This is a genomic window from Mycobacterium sp. IDUB_37, assembly GCF_055419245.1.
This window is the reverse complement of the sequence record NZ_JBVAXG010000001.1, coordinates 653,558-669,273: the sequence shown is the minus strand read 5'-3', so window position 1 is coordinate 669,273 and position 15,716 is coordinate 653,558. Positions and strand designations below refer to the sequence as shown.

16 protein-coding genes are annotated in these 15,716 nt (G+C 66.2%); 6 read left to right on the top strand and 10 right to left on the bottom strand.

Going from position 1 to position 15,716, the window contains the following annotated elements; translation table 11 throughout:
• Nucleotides 1-23: 23 nt before the first annotated feature.
• The 5 genes from alkX to ACZY1I_RS03125 all read right to left on the bottom strand — a co-directional run bounded on the left by alkX (nucleotide 24) and on the right by ACZY1I_RS03125 (nucleotide 3,956).
• On the bottom strand, nucleotides 24-671 hold the full coding sequence (alkX, locus tag ACZY1I_RS03145; RefSeq protein ID WP_463752796.1) for a TetR family transcriptional regulator AlkX: 648 nt from the start codon (nucleotides 669-671) through the stop codon (nucleotides 24-26).
• Nucleotides 671-856 carry a rubredoxin gene (locus ACZY1I_RS03140; RefSeq protein ID WP_463752795.1) on the bottom strand — a complete coding sequence of 62 codons (186 nt, stop codon included), beginning with the start codon at nucleotides 854-856 and terminating at the stop codon, nucleotides 671-673. Before ACZY1I_RS03140 ends, alkX begins: the two co-directional genes overlap by 1 nt.
• Before the next feature lie 15 nt (nucleotides 857-871).
• Nucleotides 872-1,042, bottom strand: coding sequence for a rubredoxin (locus tag ACZY1I_RS03135; protein WP_463752794.1), 171 nt, complete (start codon nucleotides 1,040-1,042; stop codon nucleotides 872-874).
• Nucleotides 1,039-2,316, bottom strand: a complete 1,278-nt coding sequence (locus ACZY1I_RS03130; RefSeq protein WP_463752793.1) for an alkane 1-monooxygenase — start codon at nucleotides 2,314-2,316, stop codon at nucleotides 1,039-1,041. Before ACZY1I_RS03130 ends, ACZY1I_RS03135 begins: the two co-directional genes overlap by 4 nt.
• A 131-nt stretch (nucleotides 2,317-2,447) precedes the next feature.
• Nucleotides 2,448-3,956, bottom strand: a complete 1,509-nt coding sequence (locus ACZY1I_RS03125) for an amino acid permease (RefSeq protein ID WP_463752792.1) — start codon at nucleotides 3,954-3,956, stop codon at nucleotides 2,448-2,450.
• 155 nt (nucleotides 3,957-4,111) lie between these two features.
• On the opposite strand from ACZY1I_RS03125, the gene ACZY1I_RS03120 reads away from it, so the two are divergent.
• A complete protein-coding gene (locus ACZY1I_RS03120) occupies nucleotides 4,112-5,503 on the top strand; it encodes an FAD-dependent oxidoreductase (protein ID WP_463753487.1) in 1,392 nt (463 codons plus the stop codon).
• On the opposite strand, the gene manA is transcribed toward ACZY1I_RS03120, so the two are convergent.
• The 4 genes from manA to ACZY1I_RS03100 form a co-directional block, all read right to left on the bottom strand.
• Nucleotides 5,487-6,713, bottom strand: a complete 1,227-nt coding sequence (gene manA, locus ACZY1I_RS03115; RefSeq protein ID WP_463752791.1) for a mannose-6-phosphate isomerase, class I — start codon at nucleotides 6,711-6,713, stop codon at nucleotides 5,487-5,489. The genes ACZY1I_RS03120 and manA overlap by 17 nt on opposite strands.
• Nucleotides 6,714-6,720: 7 nt before the next feature.
• A complete protein-coding gene (locus ACZY1I_RS03110; protein ID WP_463752790.1) occupies nucleotides 6,721-7,788 on the bottom strand; it encodes a TobH protein in 1,068 nt (355 codons plus the stop codon).
• Nucleotides 7,785-9,182 (bottom strand): phosphomannomutase/phosphoglucomutase, encoded by a 1,398-nt coding sequence (locus ACZY1I_RS03105; protein ID WP_463752789.1) that lies wholly within the window; start codon nucleotides 9,180-9,182, stop codon nucleotides 7,785-7,787. The genes ACZY1I_RS03110 and ACZY1I_RS03105 overlap by 4 nt, the downstream gene beginning before the upstream one ends.
• Nucleotides 9,183-9,379: 197 nt before the next feature.
• Nucleotides 9,380-9,877, bottom strand: coding sequence for a DUF3499 domain-containing protein (locus tag ACZY1I_RS03100; protein ID WP_463752788.1), 498 nt, complete (start codon nucleotides 9,875-9,877; stop codon nucleotides 9,380-9,382).
• 167 nt (nucleotides 9,878-10,044) lie between these two features.
• Here ACZY1I_RS03100 and ACZY1I_RS03095 point away from each other — a divergent pair, with 167 nt between their 5' ends.
• Nucleotides 10,045-10,464, top strand: a complete 420-nt coding sequence (locus ACZY1I_RS03095) for a metallopeptidase family protein (RefSeq protein ID WP_463753486.1) — start codon at nucleotides 10,045-10,047, stop codon at nucleotides 10,462-10,464.
• Between the two features lie 15 nt (nucleotides 10,465-10,479).
• Here ACZY1I_RS03095 and ACZY1I_RS03090 read toward each other — a convergent pair whose 3' ends face one another.
• Nucleotides 10,480-10,836, bottom strand: coding sequence for a WhiB family transcriptional regulator (locus tag ACZY1I_RS03090; protein ID WP_463753485.1), 357 nt, complete (start codon nucleotides 10,834-10,836; stop codon nucleotides 10,480-10,482).
• 373 nt (nucleotides 10,837-11,209) lie between these two features.
• On the opposite strand from ACZY1I_RS03090, the gene cofD reads away from it, so the two are divergent.
• Genes cofD through ACZY1I_RS03070 form a run of 4 tightly spaced genes read left to right on the top strand, consistent with a single transcriptional unit; the run spans nucleotide 11,210 to nucleotide 15,712 of the window.
• A complete protein-coding gene (gene cofD, locus ACZY1I_RS03085) occupies nucleotides 11,210-12,208 on the top strand; it encodes a 2-phospho-L-lactate transferase (protein ID WP_463752787.1) in 999 nt (332 codons plus the stop codon).
• Nucleotides 12,205-13,566 (top strand): coenzyme F420-0:L-glutamate ligase, encoded by a 1,362-nt coding sequence (locus tag ACZY1I_RS03080; protein WP_463752786.1) that lies wholly within the window; start codon nucleotides 12,205-12,207, stop codon nucleotides 13,564-13,566. The genes cofD and ACZY1I_RS03080 overlap by 4 nt, the downstream gene beginning before the upstream one ends.
• An 8-nt stretch (nucleotides 13,567-13,574) precedes the next feature.
• Nucleotides 13,575-15,182, top strand: a complete 1,608-nt coding sequence (locus ACZY1I_RS03075) for an Eco57I restriction-modification methylase domain-containing protein (protein WP_463753484.1) — start codon at nucleotides 13,575-13,577, stop codon at nucleotides 15,180-15,182.
• Nucleotides 15,179-15,712 (top strand): NUDIX hydrolase, encoded by a 534-nt coding sequence (locus tag ACZY1I_RS03070; protein WP_463752785.1) that lies wholly within the window; start codon nucleotides 15,179-15,181, stop codon nucleotides 15,710-15,712. The genes ACZY1I_RS03075 and ACZY1I_RS03070 overlap by 4 nt, the downstream gene beginning before the upstream one ends.
• Nucleotides 15,713-15,716: the final 4 nt, after the last annotated feature.

Sequence of the window (15,716 nt, the reverse complement as noted above, 5' to 3'; positions counted from 1 at the left end):
CCCGGTCATGTGCCCGACTGGCGTCAGGGCACGTTGATGACGCCGTGACGCTCCGCGAACGGGGTCATCATCCGGGCCAGGTCCACCGCTACGTCGTGGTCAGCCTCAGGCGGCATCGACACGTAGCTCAAGCACAACCGCACGATCGCCCGCGCTAGAACGTTGGCGTCGTCATCGCTGGTGGCCAGCCAGGTCTGGGTGAAAGCCATCGCCAGCCGCGAGGACGCCCGGGTGATGATGGGCGCGCTGTCGGTGGTGATGAGCTGCAACAGATCGGGCTTGGCCACACCGGTCAGCAATGAGATCACCAGCGGGTCGGCAGCGGTCTCGGTGAAGAACGACCGGAACCCCTGCAGGAACGACTGGTAGATATTGCCGATGTTGGCATCCAGTGCGGCCCTGACGGTGTCCACCAGCCTGTCGGCCAGGCGCACGGCGTAGCCCTGCGCCAGCCCCTGGCGGGAACCGAACTCGTTGTAGATGGTCTGACGGCTGATGCCGGCGGCCCGGGCCACGTCCGAGAGAGTGATGGCCGACCAGTCGCGGGTCAAAAGCAAATCCCGCATGGCGTCCAGCACCGAATCTCGTAACAGGGCCCGCGATGCCTCGGCGTAAGGTATCCGCTTCATTGGCGCGTGAGTCTCACTTCTCGTAACGAAGTCCGTGCTCATCAAGACCTAGCCACTTCTACCATGATGAAGTCCGCCTTAGCGGCGCCGCAGTCCGGGCAGCTCCAGTCCTCGGGGATATCGTCCCAGCGGGTGCCGGGCTCGATTCCGTCCTCGGGCCAACCCAGCTTCTCGTCGTACTCGAAGCCGCACTGGACGCATTGGTAGAGCTTGTAGTCGTCGTTCATCGTCCTGTTCCCCTATCACTGTTGGACGAGTTGGAAATCTGGTTTCTCGCGGACCGAGCAGTCGGGACAGCACCAGTCATCTGGCACCTGGTCCCAGCCGGTGCCGGCTGGGAACCCTTCGCGTACGTCTCCCTTGGCCTCGTCGTAGACGTAGTCACAGACGGGGCACTGGTAGGCGGCGCTCATGCTGCGGGCTGTTGGGCCTCAGCAGAGGCGCCGTACTTGGCCAGCATCTTCGCGCGCAGCCGCGGCTGCAGATTGACCCTGGTGATATCGCCGTTGTAGTGCTCGAGCACCCGGTGGTCCATCACCTTGCGCCACAGCGGCGGGAGGTAGGTCAGACCGATCATCGACGCATAACCGCTGGGCAGGTTGGGTGCACCTTCCATGCTGCGCAGCGTCTGGTAACGCCGCGTCGGGTTGGCGTGGTGGTCGCTGTGCCGCTGCAGGTGGTACAGGAACAGGTTGGTGACGATGTGGTCGGAGTTCCAGCTGTGCACCGGGGCGCAACGCTCGTAGCGACCGTTGGCGTTCTTCTGCCGCAACAGGCCGTAGTGCTCGAGGTAGTTGACGGCTTCCAGCAGCGAGAAACCGAAGATCGCCTGGATGACGATGAACGGGATGACGCCCACACCGAAGGCCGCGGTCAGCCCACCGAACAGCACCGCTGACATCGCCCACGCGTTCAGCACGTCGTTGGACAGGTAGGTCGTGGGGTTCCAGGGACTCTTGCCGAGCCGGCGAATCCGCTGCGACTCCAGGTGAACCGAGGAGCGTGCGCTGCCGATGACGCTGCGGGGCAGGAATTCCCAGAAAGTCTCACCGAAGCGGGCCGACGCGGGGTCCTCAGGAGTCGAGACGCGCACGTGGTGGCCGCGGTTGTGCTCGATGAAGAAGTGGCCGTAAGCGGTCTGCGCCAGGGTGATCTTGGACAGCCAGCGCTCCAGCGACTCTTTCTTGTGGCCCATTTCATGGGCGGTGTTGATGCCGACGCCGCCGAGCACGCCGACCGAGAGGGCGACACCGATCTTGCCCAGCCAGCCCAGCCCACCCGGGAACCCGAGCCAGCTGAGGTTCGAGGCGGTGAACAGGTATGCACCCATCACCACGCTCGCGTACTGGAACGGGATGTAGATGTAAGTGCAGTAGCGGTAGTACTTGTCGTTCTCGAGACGCTCCATGATTTCGTCCGGCGGGTTCTGCCCGTCGGGACCGAAACGCAGGTCAAGCATCGGCAGCACCAAGTAGACCAGGATCGGGCCGATCCACAGCGGCACCTGTGCCGATACGTGCCAACCCCACTGGTTGATTCCCCAGACGATCGGCAGCATCACGAACAGCGCCGTCGGGGGGATCAGGCCCATCAGCCATAAGTAGCGCTTCCTGTCGCGCCACTCGGCCTCGGGCACAACTTGCCCGCCCGTCGACTCCGCCTCAGCGGAAGTGAATTGCGTGGTCATATGTCAAACCTCCTTGTGTGAGTCACACCACCTTGAGGTTGGACATTACGCCAGTTGCCGTCTCATGTCTAGACACGAGAAGGTATTTTGTAAAGCAAGTATTCAAATGATCCTGAATGTCCAGGTGAGAGCTAGCTGTCCACGGGAAGCTCCGGGTTGTTCGCACCTGGTCCAGTAAGTTCGTTCTGCCGCTTCCCCTGTACCGAGTGCCGGCGCCCGTAGCCGAGGTAGATAGCGGCGCCGATCACCAGCCAGACGCCGAACCGCACCCAGGTCAGCGCGGTCAGGTTGAGCATCAGCCACAGGCAAGCCACCACTGAGGCGATCGGCAGCAGCGGCACCCACGGGGCTTTGAACCCACGCTCGAGATCCGGGCGCGTCCGGCGAAGGACGATCACACCGGCCGACACCAGCACGAATGCGAACAGCGTGCCGACGTTGACCATTTCCTCGAGCTTGTCGATGGGAAACGCCGACGCGGTCGCGGCGATCACCACCGCCACCAGCACGGTGATGCGCACCGGTGTGCCCCGTTTACTGGTCTTGGCCAGCCCGCGCGGCAGCAACCCGTCGCGAGCCATCGCGAAAAGCACCCGGCATTGGCCGAGCATCAACACCATCACCACGGTGGTCAGCCCGGCCAACGCGCCGACCGAGATGATGCCGCTGGCCCAGAAGACGCCGTTGGCCTGGAAAGCCGTGGCCAAGTTCGCCGAATGGTGACCCGCGGTTTTGAGCTGGGTGTAAGAAATCATGCCGCTCAGCACCACCGAGACCGCCACATACAGCACGGTGACGATCGCCAGCGACGCGAGGATCCCGCGCGGGACGTTGCGCTGCGGCTCCTTGGTCTCCTCGGCCATGGTGGCAACGATGTCGAAACCGATGAACGCGAAAAACACGATCGACGCGCCGGCCAGCACCCCGTACCAGCCGTAGTGGCTGCTTCCGGCACCGGTGATCATCGACAACACCGATTGGTCGAGGCCGCCGCCGCCGTGTTGGACCTCGGGCTCGGGAACGAACGGCTTGTAGTTGGCCGCCTTGATATAGAAGGCGCCCACGATGACGACCAGAATCACCACCGCCACCTTGATGGCGGTGACCACGGCGGAGAATCGTGACGACAACTTGGTGCCCAGCGCCAGCAGCACGGCAACGAGCGAGACGATCAACAGCGCGCCCCAGTCAAAAGGGAACGAACCGATATGGGCGATGCCGCCGGCAAAGCCGAACACCGTGCCCAGATAGCTGGACCAGCCTTTGGCAACCACGGCTGCGCCGATGGCCAATTCCAGCACCAGATTCCAGCCGATAACCCAGGCCAGGAACTCGCCGAAGGTCGCATACGAGAAGGTGTACGCGCTGCCCGCCACCGGCAGGGTCGAGGCGAACTCGGCATAACACAAAGCCGCCAGCGCACAGGTGGCCGCCGCGATAAGAAACGAGATCCCGATGGCCGGGCCGGTGATATCGCCGGTGGTCGACGCCGTCACGGTGAAGATCCCGGCCCCGATCACCACCGAGACGCCGAAGACCACCAGATCCCACCAGGTGAGGTCTTTGCGGAGCCGGGTGCCCGGCTCGTCGGTATCGGCAATCGATTGCTCGACCGATTTCATGCGCCAGCGACCGGCCATCTAACCCGCCCCTTTTCGTCACACCTACATTTCGGCAGCTCTGTTCGGCGCCGTTGTGACCGCACAGTACTGGGTACGCTGCGGAGATGGTGGGGAGCTCCAAATCTGGAAATGCAACTGGAAATGCGACCGAAAACGAGAACAAGAATCACGCGATAGTCATCGGGGCCAGCATCGCGGGCCTGTGTGCAGCTCGGGTGCTGTCGGACTTCTACGACCGGGTGACGGTGTTCGAGCGCGACGATCTGCCGAGCACGCCGGCCAACCGCGGCACGGTCCCTCAGGACCAGCACTTACACCTGCTGATGGCCCGCGGGGCATACGAATTCGAAAGCCATTTCCCAGGTCTGCTCGAGGACATGGTGGCCGCGGGTGTGCCGATGCTGGAGAACCGGCCGGACTGCATCCACCTCGGCGCGGCGGGCTACGTGCTGGGCACCGGGCACACCCTCCGCGACGAGTTCACCGCCTACGTACCCAGCCGACCGCATCTGGAGTGGCAGATCCGGCGGCGCGTCTCCGGCATCGACAATGTCGAGATTGTGCAGCGCCCCGTCGCCGAGCCGCGGTTCGAGCCGGCCTTGCAGCGGGTGACCGGAGTGCTGTTGGCCCCCCCGAAATCCTCGGCGCCGGGCGAGGATCCCGAGTTTGTGGCCGCCGACCTGGTGGTCGACGCGGCCGGCCGCGGCACCCGGTTGCCGGTGTGGCTGGAGCAGTGGGGATATCAGCGCGCCCCGGAGCACACCGTGGATATCGGCATCCACTACGCCACCCACCGGTTCCGCATCCCCGAGGGCCTGGTGCAGGAGAAGGTCGTGGTGGCGGGCGCGTCACACGAAAAGTCGCTTGGTGTGGGCATGCTTTTCTATGAGGACCGCACCTGGGTGCTGACCACCTTCGGCGTGGCCAATCAGAGACCGCCGCGAACCTTTCCCGAAATGGTCAAGCTCGTCGACGAGCTACTCCCGCCGCACTTCAGCGCGGCGCTGGCGGAGGCCGAACCCGTCGGCGAACCGGCGTATCACGCGTTTCCGATGAGCCGATGGCGCCGGTACCACAAGTTGGACCGCTTCCCCGAGGGGATCATCCCGTTCGGCGACGCGGTGGCCAGTTTCAACCCCACCTACGGGCAGGGTATGACGATGTCGTCGCTGCAGGCCGGACATCTGCGTCAAGCGCTGGAAGCCATCCGCGGTGGTCAAGAAGGCACGCTGGCGGCGGAACTCAGTCGGTTGACCGCAAAGACGACCTTTCCGGTGTGGCTGATGAACGCTATTGGCGACGTCAATTTTCACCACGCCACCGCCGATCCCGAACCCCGCTGGTGGAAGTCGGTCGGATCGCTATTCGAGCAGTTTCTCGGCGCCGCGGAGACCGACCCGGTTCTCGCCGAATGGTTTCTACGCCGGTTCTCATTGCTGGACAGCCTGTACATGGTCCCGCCGGCGCGGATCTTCGGCCGTACCGTTGCGCACAACGCCCGGTTGTGGCTGGGCGAGCAGCGGGAGCGTCTGCAGGAACGGCGAGCCGCTACAAGCCGACGGTAGCGCGGAACAGCTTGGCCGGTTGCGTCGCGGACAGCCGGATCGGGCCGTCGTCGGCACCGACCCACGCAGCCGCGCCACGGTCGAGGGTCAGCGTGTCCGACTTTGCGTGCACGGTCACCGATCCCTCGGCACACAGCAGGATCTGCGGGCCGTCGTGGCGCGATGGCGCGTCCACCTCGTGTCCAAGCTGATCGCCGTCGAGCACCAGCAGCGCCGCCGCAAACTCGTCGGTCGGCGTGTCATAGACCAGCGCCAACCCATCGCGGTGCACGGGTGCCCGCAGTTGCGCTTCGACGCTGGGCGCGAAGTCCAGCACCCGCAGCAGTTCCGGCACATCGACGTGCTTGGGCGTCAGGCCGCCACGTAACACATTGTCGGAGTTGGCCATTACTTCCAGCGCGAATCCGCGCAGGTAGGTGTGCAGGTTGCCGGCCGGCAGGAAGATCGCCTCACCCGGGGCCAGGCTGATCCGGTTGAGCAGCAACGCCGCCAGCACCCCGGCGTCGCCGGGATAGCGTTCGCCCAGTTCCAGCACCGTCCTGACCTCGGCGGCGAATTCCGTTGCGCCGGAACTGACGTACTGGATAGCGCCGTCGAGCACGGCGGGTACCAGCACATCGATGTCGGGCTGGGGTGCGGTGATCCAGGTGGTGAACAGCGCGCGCAGGCCGTCCGCGTCGGACTGGTCGCTCAGCAAATCGATGAAAGGGTCGAGGTCCGATACAGCTAACGCCCGCAAGAGTTCCCGGGTGCGCGACGCGTGCCGAAAACCGGCCAGCGCTTCGAACGGTTGCAACGCCACCAGCAACTCGGGTTTGTGACTGGTGTCCCGATAGTTGCGGACCGGCGACGAAACCGGAATGCCCCGTCGCTGTTCACGCCGAAAGCCCTCAAGCGCCTGCACGGCACTCGGGTGAGCTTGCAGCGACAGTGGTTCGTCGGCAGCCAGCACCTTGACCAGGAACGGGAGCACGTCCCCGAACCGCGCGCGCGATGCGGTACCGAGTTGCCCTTCCGGATCCTCGGCCAGCGCCGTCAGCAATGACTTTTCCCCACCCGGAGTCTGCAGCCGGGCCGGGTCGCCGGGATGCGCACCGAACCAGAGTTCGGCTTCGGGATGCGCGGCCGGGACCGGCCGGCCGGTGAATTCGGCGAGAGCGGTGCGGGATCCCCAGGCGTACGTGCGTAACGCTCCGCGTAGAAGTTCCACTGTCTAGCTATCCCCGCGCCAGTCGCAAATAAACTGCGGCCATCTCCAGCCGAACGGCCAATACTGCCAGTTGCTGCTCGGCGCGCTGAGTGCTGGTGGGAGCAGGCGCCTCGGGCACATCCTCAGCGCCTACCAGGAAGACGTTGTCGAGTCCGGCAACCCGCGCGGACGTCACCGTGCGCTCGTCGGCCAGCGTCAGCGCCAGCACGCGCAACCGCTGGGGCAGCGGCCCGTCGAGTTGCTCGTCGTGAAACAGCGACTCGGTGGGGTCGGCGAAACCGCGTGGTCCATCGCGTAGCGCCGCTACCGCATCGCCCAGACCGGTCGCGGCGACGGCCTGGTGCCCGATCCGCAGCATTACCGAGCTGCCGTGCCGGGCCAGCGCCAGCGTCGCGGCGCTGTCTCCGGCCAACGCCACCGCCGCATCAGTCATGCGGGTGGCGAGTGTCTTGGCTGGATTGGTGAACAAATCGCGCCCGGCGCTGTTGCGCAGCGCCTCGGCATCCAACTCGTCGGCAAGCGTGGCCAGGTCGATACGCAGCCTGGGGTCGACAGCTTGCAGAACTGCCAGGCCGGCGGCGAGGTACCGGCACAAGCCGAACTCGACCGGCCCCCACAAGCGGGGCGCCAGCACGGCGACGCGGCCCGCTGTCGAGTCTCGCAACGGCCCCTCGAAGGGGGCGACCACAACAACCCGCGCTCCCCTACGCACGCCGGTCGCGGCCGCCCCGACCAATGCCGGATCACCGGGATCATCACCGGCGACGATCATCACGTCGAGTGGACCAACCCACGGCGGCGCCTCGTTGACCAGCGCGATCGGCTCGCCGACCGACGCGGCCAGGGTCGCCGCCAGCAGCGCTCCGGCCGTCTCGGCAGCCCCGCGCCCGGCCACCCAGATCACACTGCGGGCACGGTCGTCGCCGCGCAACGAATCCAGCTCACCTTCGTCAACCGCGGCGGCGACCGTCCGAACGTGCGCCCCGGCATTCGACGCGGCGCGCAGCAGTCCGTCCCGGTCTGCGGCAATCAGACCATCGGCGTCCTCGAGATCGACCGCCTTGACGGAATTCACGGACCGCCCCCGGCGCGGGCCGACTGAGCCGCGATCTCATCACTGACTTGCCGGACCACCGCGTCCACATCTTCGATGCTGCGCCCCTCCACATTCAGCCGCAACAACGGCTCGGTGTTGGAGGTGCGCAGGTTGAACCAGTTGTCCTCACCGAGGTCCACCGTCACCCCGTCCAGGTGGTCGAGGGACTGAATCCGGCTCGCGAACGACTTCAACACGGTGTCCACGCAAGCCGGTGCGTCGGCCACGGTGAAGTTGATCTCGCCGGACGACTCGTAGCGCTGGTAGTCGGCCGTCACCTCCGACAGCGGCCGCTCCTGCTCCCCTAGCGCGGCCAGCACATACAGCGCGGCCAGCATGCCGGAGTCGGCGCCCCAGAAGTCGCGAAAGTAATAGTGCGCCGAATGTTCCCCGCCGAAGATCGCGCCGGTTTCGGCCATCAACGCCTTGATGTAAGAGTGGCCGACGCGCGAGCGCAGCGGTGTGCCACCGCGTTCGGCCACCAGCTCGGGGACCGCCCGGGAGGTGATCACATTGTGAATCACGGTGGCGCCGATCTCACGGCCCAGCTCGCGTGCGGCCACCAGGCTGGTGACGGTCGACGGCGACACCGCGAGGCCGCGCTCGTCGACGACGAAGCAGCGATCGGCATCTCCGTCGAAGGCAAGTCCGATATCGGCGCCGGTCTCGAGCACGAAGTTCTGCAGGTCGACCAGGTTCGCCGGGTCCAGCGGGTTGGCCTCGTGATTGGGAAACGACCCGTCCAACTCAAAATACAAGGGCAACAAGGTGATCGAGTCGATCGCACCGAGCACCGCCGGCGTGGTGTGCCCGGCCATGCCGTTGCCCGCATCGACCGCCACCCGCAGCGGACGCAGGTCGGAGTTGTTCACCAGCGACCGCAGGAAAGTCCCGTAGTCGGCCAGCACATCTCGGTCGGTGACTGCTCCCTGCGGCCCGTCATGGGCCGGCACGCCGGCGATCAGGTCAGCACTGATGGTCTTCAGCCCGGTGTCGGCACCGACCGGCAACGCCGCTGCCCGACATAGTTTGATGCCGTTGTAGGCCGCGGGGTTGTGGCTCGCGGTGAACATTGCGCCGGGGCAGTTCAGCAGACCCGAGGCGAAGTACAACTGATCGGTGGACGCCAACCCGATACGCACTACGTCCAGACCCTGGCCGGTCACCCCGGTGGCGAACGCGGCGGACAGCGACGGTGAACTGTCGCGCATATCGTGACCGATCACCACCTGGCGCGCACCCTCGGCGTGCATCAGTCGAGCGAAGGCGGCGCCGACATCGGTGACCAGCGACTCGTCGATTTCTTCGCCAACCAGACCACGTATGTCATAGGCCTTGATGACGCGATGAATAGCCTCGGCGGGCCACGACATACTCCGTTGCTCCTGACGACCTGGGTTGCTTCGCTTCTTGGTCGCCAGCCTATCGGCCCGCAGCGGAAGCCGAACCCATCGGTCTGCGTGGCGATCGCAAGCGCCGCGCAAGCGGGGTGCAGCGGGTCGCCACCATCCGGGTCGTGGCGATCGCAAGCGCCGCGCAAGCGGGGTGCAGCGGGTCGCCACCATCGGGGTCAGCCGGACGGGTCTGGCAATACCCGCAAGTGTCCGCGCCGACGTCCCGACCGATGTTCGTGGGATGCCATCATCCCGCCACTCGGCACGGTCGCGTGTGCGGCCGCGTGATGCAGTTGCGAATCGCCACCGCCGCCGGCCAGCGCGACTTCGTCGTAGTCGTTGTGCGCGGCGAAGCCGGTGATCAGGCCGCCGGCACGTGCGGTGGCCAAACCACTTTCGCGGCCACCTTCGCGCACCGCGTCGGCCAGCGCCACCAGGTCATCGTCATCGGGATTGGTGGGCTCGGCACCGAGTGGCGCGGCATGGCGGACGAGTTCCCAACCGCGCGGTGCGGTGATGCGGCCGGCATGTTTGACGCACAAATCCCAGGAGTGGGGTTCCCGCACAGTAGCGAGTGGCCCGACGACCGCGGTGGAGTCCGAGTAAACGAACGTCAACGTCGCTACTGCATAGTGCGGACACCCGGGCCGGCAGCAGCGACGGGGTACGTTCACGAGCGAAAGGCTATCGCGCTCAATCGCTGGTGAAGTGCCGGACACGCGCATCCACACCCCCGATGTGTAACCGTTACCATCGGCCAGTGAGCGATTCCCGCGGCTCCGCACGAGGCGGTGGGTCTGGGCAAGGATCGTCCTCGTACCGGGGACGGCGGGGCCGAGATATGCGCGGGCCGTTGCTGCCGCCGACGGTGCCCGGGTGGCGCAGTCGGGCCGAGCGGTTCGACATGGCAGTGCTGGAAGCCTACGAACCCATCGAGCGGCGCTGGCAGGAACGGGTGGCCGAACTCGACGTCGCGGTCGACGAGATCCCGCGCATATCGGCCAAGGATCCCGACAGTGTGCAGTGGCCACCCGAGGTGATCGCCGATGGACCGATCGCGCTTGCCCGACTGATACCCGCCGGAGTCGATGTCCGCGGCAACGCCACGCGGGCACGAGTTGTCTTGTTCCGCAAGCCAATTGAGCGACGGGCGAAAGACACCGTCGAACTCGGGGACTTGCTGCATGAAATCTTGGTGGCCCAGGTCGCCATCTACCTGGACGTAGAACCCTCAGTCATCGACCCCACGATCGATGACTGATCCGCGTCTACGAGGCTAGATGATCCCGCGCTTCAGCCGGCGGCGTTCACGCTCGGACAGCCCACCCCAGATGCCGAACCGCTCGTCATGCGCCAGGGCGTAGTCCAGGCACTCATGACGGACCTCGCAGCCCAGGCAGATCTTCTTCGCCTCGCGGGTGGAACCACCCTTTTCCGGGAAGAAGGCTTCCGGGTCGGTCTGTGCGCAGAGCGCCTTTTCCTGCCAGAGATCGGCAGCATTGTCTTCCTCGGGCTCAGGTTCGAATGCGACTGGCGCATCGGGAACCACGCTCAGATGAGGACGTACATATGCCACCGGCGCCGGCACGGGTGCCACGGCCGAGTCGGAAGTGGTCTGCGGTCCGCTCCCCATTACGCCCCGAAGGTACTCATAGGACATGCCTCCGCCTCCTCACTAATAGAGAATGAAATGGTTTCCCACTGTTTTGATGTGCAGTTGCCAAAATTCGAACAAGTGATCGAATCTCGGTCTGCGACACCGGAACCGGCCGGCCAACCGGGAAATGACACTGATGTGATTAGACACGGGTTGTTGAACCTGGTCAAGCACTTCCGCGTATTTCCATACCATCTCGTGATCAATTATCGGCAGTTCTGTTGTTTGTGCGTTCCGGCGTGTCGAGCACGAATTGATCACACCTCGGTCAAGCCAGCTTCTTGCGTCCGTGCCGAATGCCGGTCACCGCGCCTCTTCTCGATGCGGTCGGCAGGTACTGTCCTGCGGTGTGAAGGTCACCGTTCTCGTCGGTGGAGTTGGCGGCGCCCGCTTCCTGCTCGGGGTCCAGCAGCTCCTCGGCCTGGGTCAGTTTGCACGCCCCGACAATACCCGCCACGAGCTGACCGCCGTCGTCAACATCGGTGACGACGCCTGGATCCACGGGGTGCGCGTCTGCCCCGACCTGGATACCTGCATGTACACCCTCGGCGGGGGCGTGGACCCGGAGCGCGGCTGGGGCCATCGCGACGAAACTTGGCATGCCAAAGAGGAACTCGCGCAATATGGCGTCCAACCCGACTGGTTCATGCTCGGCGACCGCGACCTGGCCACCCATCTGGTGCGCACCCAGATGCTGAACGCCGGCTACCCGCTGTCACAGGTCACCGCCGCGCTGTGCGACCGCTGGCAACCCGGCGCGCGTTTGCTGCCGGCCACCGACGATCGTTGCGAGACGCACGTCGTGATCACCGATCCGGCAGATCAAACCCGCAAGGCGATTCACTTTCAAGAGTGGTGGGTTCGCCATCGCGCCCAGGTGGCTACCCACAGCTTCGCCTTCGTCGGTGCCGAAAAAGCAAGTGCTGCAACCGAAGCCGTGTCTGCCATCGAGGATGCCGACATCATCATGCTGGCCCCGTCCAACCCGGTGGTCAGCGTCGGCGCCATTCTGGCCGTGCCGGGCATCCGGGCGGCGCTGCGCAGCGCCGCCGCCCCGGTCGTCGGCTACTCCCCGATCATCGGCGGAAAACCGTTGCGCGGCATGGCCGATACCTGCCTTGCGGTGATCGGAGTGGACCCCACCGCCGAGGCGGTGGGCCGCCACTTCGGCGCCCGCAGCGCAACCGGGATACTGGACCATTGGTTGGTGCACGACGGCGACCCGGCCGATTCCGAAGCCGCCATCGATGGAGTCACCGTGCGGTCAGTACCGCTGTTGATGACCGATCCGGCGACCACCGCTGACATGGTCCGCGCCGGTCTGGATCTTGCCGGGGTGTCGACGTGACGGGCCCCGAGCGGTCACCGCGCGAGCACGGGTCCGCCGCGAGCATTGAAATCCTGCCGGTCGCAGGTCTTCCGGAGTTCCGGCCCGGCGACGATCTCAGCGCGGCGCTCAGCGCGGCCACGCCATGGCTGCGCGACGGCGATGTCGTGGTGGTCACCAGCAAGGTGGTGTCCAAGTGCGAAGGCCGGTTGGTGCCGGCCCCCGAAGATGACGAGGAACGAGACCAGCTGCGGCGCAAACTCGTCGACGACGAGGCCGTGCGGGTGCTGGCCCGCAAGGAACGAACGCTGATCACCGAGAACCGGATTGGGCTGATTCAGGCCGCGGCCGGCGTGGACGGATCCAATGTGGGGCGTGCCGAACTCGCGCTGCTGCCGCTCGACCCGGACGCCAGCGCTGCGTCGCTGCGGGCCGGCCTGCGAGAGCGACTCGGCGTCGACGTCGCTGTGGTCATCACCGACACCATGGGCCGCGCCTGGCGAAACGGCCAGATCGACGCCGCCATCGGCGCCGCGGGCCTGGCGGTGCTGCATAACTATTCAGGTGCCGTCGATCAGCACGGCAACGAGTTGGTGGTCACCGAGATCGCCGTCGCCGACGAGATCGCGGCCGCCGCCGATCTGGTCAAAGGCAAACTGACCGCGATGCCGGTGGCCGTGGTGCGCGGACTCGACCTGGCCGACGACGGTTCGACGGCACGGAACCTGGTGCGCGCCGGTGAGGAAGACCTGTTCTGGCTCGGTACCGCCGAAGCCATCGACATGGGCCGCCGGCAGGCCCAGTTGTCCCGTCGCTCAGTGCGTCAATTCAGCGACGAACCGGTGCCACCGGATCTGGTGGAGTCTGCGGTCGCCGAGGCGCTGACCGCACCGGCGCCCCACCACACCCGTCCGGTGCGGTTCGTCTGGCTGCAGGACAACGGCACCCGGATCGGGCTGCTGGACCGGATGAGAGACAAGTGGCGGTTCGACCTGACCGGTGACGGCAGGCCCGCCGACTCTGTCGAACGCCGGGTGGGTCGCGGCCAAATCCTGTACGACGCACCAGAAGTCATCATCCCGATGATGGTGCCCGACGGTGCGCACAGCTACCCGGACGTCGCCCGCACCGAGGCCGAGCACACCATGTTCACCGTCGCGGTCGGTGCGGCCGTGCAAGCCCTGTTGGTCGCGCTTGCGGTGCGCGGAATCGGCAGTTGCTGGATCGGTTCGACGATATTCGCCGCCGATCTGGTTCGCGAAGAGCTCGCGCTGCCTGCCGACTGGGAGCCGTTGGGAGCGATCGCGATCGGTTACGCCGCCGAGTCCCCCGGGTTGCGCGATCCGGTGGACGTAACGGACCTATTGGTCCGCAAGTGAGCACCGCCGTGACCACGTTCGCGGGCAAGACGGCAGCGTCCGCGGACAAGGTTCGCGGCGGCTACTACACACCGCCCGCGGTGGCCAGATTCCTCGCTCGCTGGGTCGGTGTCGCGGGCGGTCGGATACTCGAACCATCCTGCGGCGACGGACAGATCCTTCGCGAACTGGCGGCTTTGACCGGCGCGGCGCACGGTGTGGAACTCGTCGCCGCCGAAGCAGCGAAGTCGCGCGAGTTCGCTTCCGTCGACAACGAGAATCTCTTCACCTGGCTGCGCGGCAGCGGAGCCGGCGACTGGGACGGCGTCGCGGGCAACCCGCCCTACATAAGGTTCGGCAACTGGCCCGCGGCGCAACGAGAACCGGCGCTGGAACTCATGCGGCAGAAGGGCCTGCGGCCGACGAAGCTGACGAATGCATGGGTGCCCTTCGTCGTGGCGAGCACCACCCTGGTGCGCGACGGCGGCCGGGTGGGCCTGGTGCTTCCGGCCGAACTGCTGCAGGTCACCTATGCAGCGCAGCTGCGCGAATTCATCCTGAGCCGCTACCGAGAGATAACCCTGGTGACCTTCGACCGCCTGGTGTTCAACGGGATCCTGCAAGAGGTCGTGTTGTTCTGCGGCGTTGTCGGCGCGGGCCCCGCGCAGGTACGCACGGTGAACCTGAACGACGCGACCGACCTGAGCGCATTGACGGAAATGGACCTCGCCCAAACGCAATCCGCTCCCGCGCTGCTGCACGAGGACGAGAAGTGGACCAAGTACTTCCTCGATTCCGCACAGATCCGCGGCCTTCGGGAGCTGCGGAAGTCCAGCTCGATGATCCGGCTCGGCGCCATCGCCGATGTCGATGTGGGCATCGTGACGGGCCGCAACAGCTTCTTCACCTTCACCGATGCCGAAGCCCAAGCCCTGGGACTCACAGCGCACTGCGTTGCGCTCGTCTCACGTAGCGCACAGCTGACCGGCCTGGTGTACGACGACGAGTGCCGGGCCGGCGACATCGCCGCCGGACACCGGACGTGGCTACTCAATGCGCCGGCCGATCCCGTCGGTGGTCCGCTGTCCGCGCACATCGCGGCCGGCGAGGTCGCCGGTGTGCACCTCGGCTACAAGTGCTCGATCCGCAAGCCCTGGTGGGGCACTCCGTCGCTGTGGATCCCGAATCTGTTCATGCTGCGCCAGATTCATTTCGCGCCGCGCCTGACCGTCAATGCCACCGGGGCGACCAGCACCGACACCGTGCATCGCGTCCGGCTGGATCCGGGCATCAGCCCGCTGGCGCTGGCCGCGGTGTTCCACAACAGTGCGACCTTCGCATTCGCTGAGATCATGGGCCGCAGTTACGGCGGCGGCATCCTGGAGTTGGAACCCCGGGAAGCCGAGCAGTTGCCCGTCCCGCCGCCTGCCTGCGCCGGCGCAGAACTCGCCGCAGATGTCGACCTGCTGCTCAAGGCCGGTGACACCGAGAAGGCGCTCGACATCGTGGATCGGCGCATCCTGATCGATCAACTCGGTATGTCGCCGCGCCTGGTCGCGGACTGCCGGGCCGCATGGATCACGCTGCGCGATCGCCGCACCAGGCGCGGATCCCGCCGACCGCCGGCGAACCCATGACCACCCTGCGCGACTCGGTGATCGCCACGCTCACCGACTGGGCAGCACCCAACGACGCCCAGGACTCGCTGCGGCAGGCCGTCCTGGGCTTCGTCCTCGCCCGGGAGGACGCCTGCCTGCGCGCGTGCGAACCCGGCCACGTCACCGCCTCCACGCTGGTGCTCGACGACAGCGGCGGCCGGGTGCTGCTCACGCTGCATCCGCGTCTCGGCCGCTGGGTGCAACTCGGTGGACACTGCGAAGACGACGCCGACATCCTGGCCGCGGCGCTACGCGAGGCCACCGAGGAGTCCGGTGTCGCCGATCTGCGGATGGGGCCGAACCTGGTTGCGGTGCATGTGCACGCGCTGACCTGCTCGCTGGGCGTGCCGACCCGTCATCTCGATCTGCAGTTCGTGGCGCACGCACCGGCCGGTTCGCAGATCGTGCTCAGCGACGAGTCCGTCGATTTGCGGTGGTGGCCGGCCGACGCGCTGCCCGAGGGCACCGATCCCGCGCTGAAGTATCTGGTGGAGCAGGCCACCCGCTAGGTTG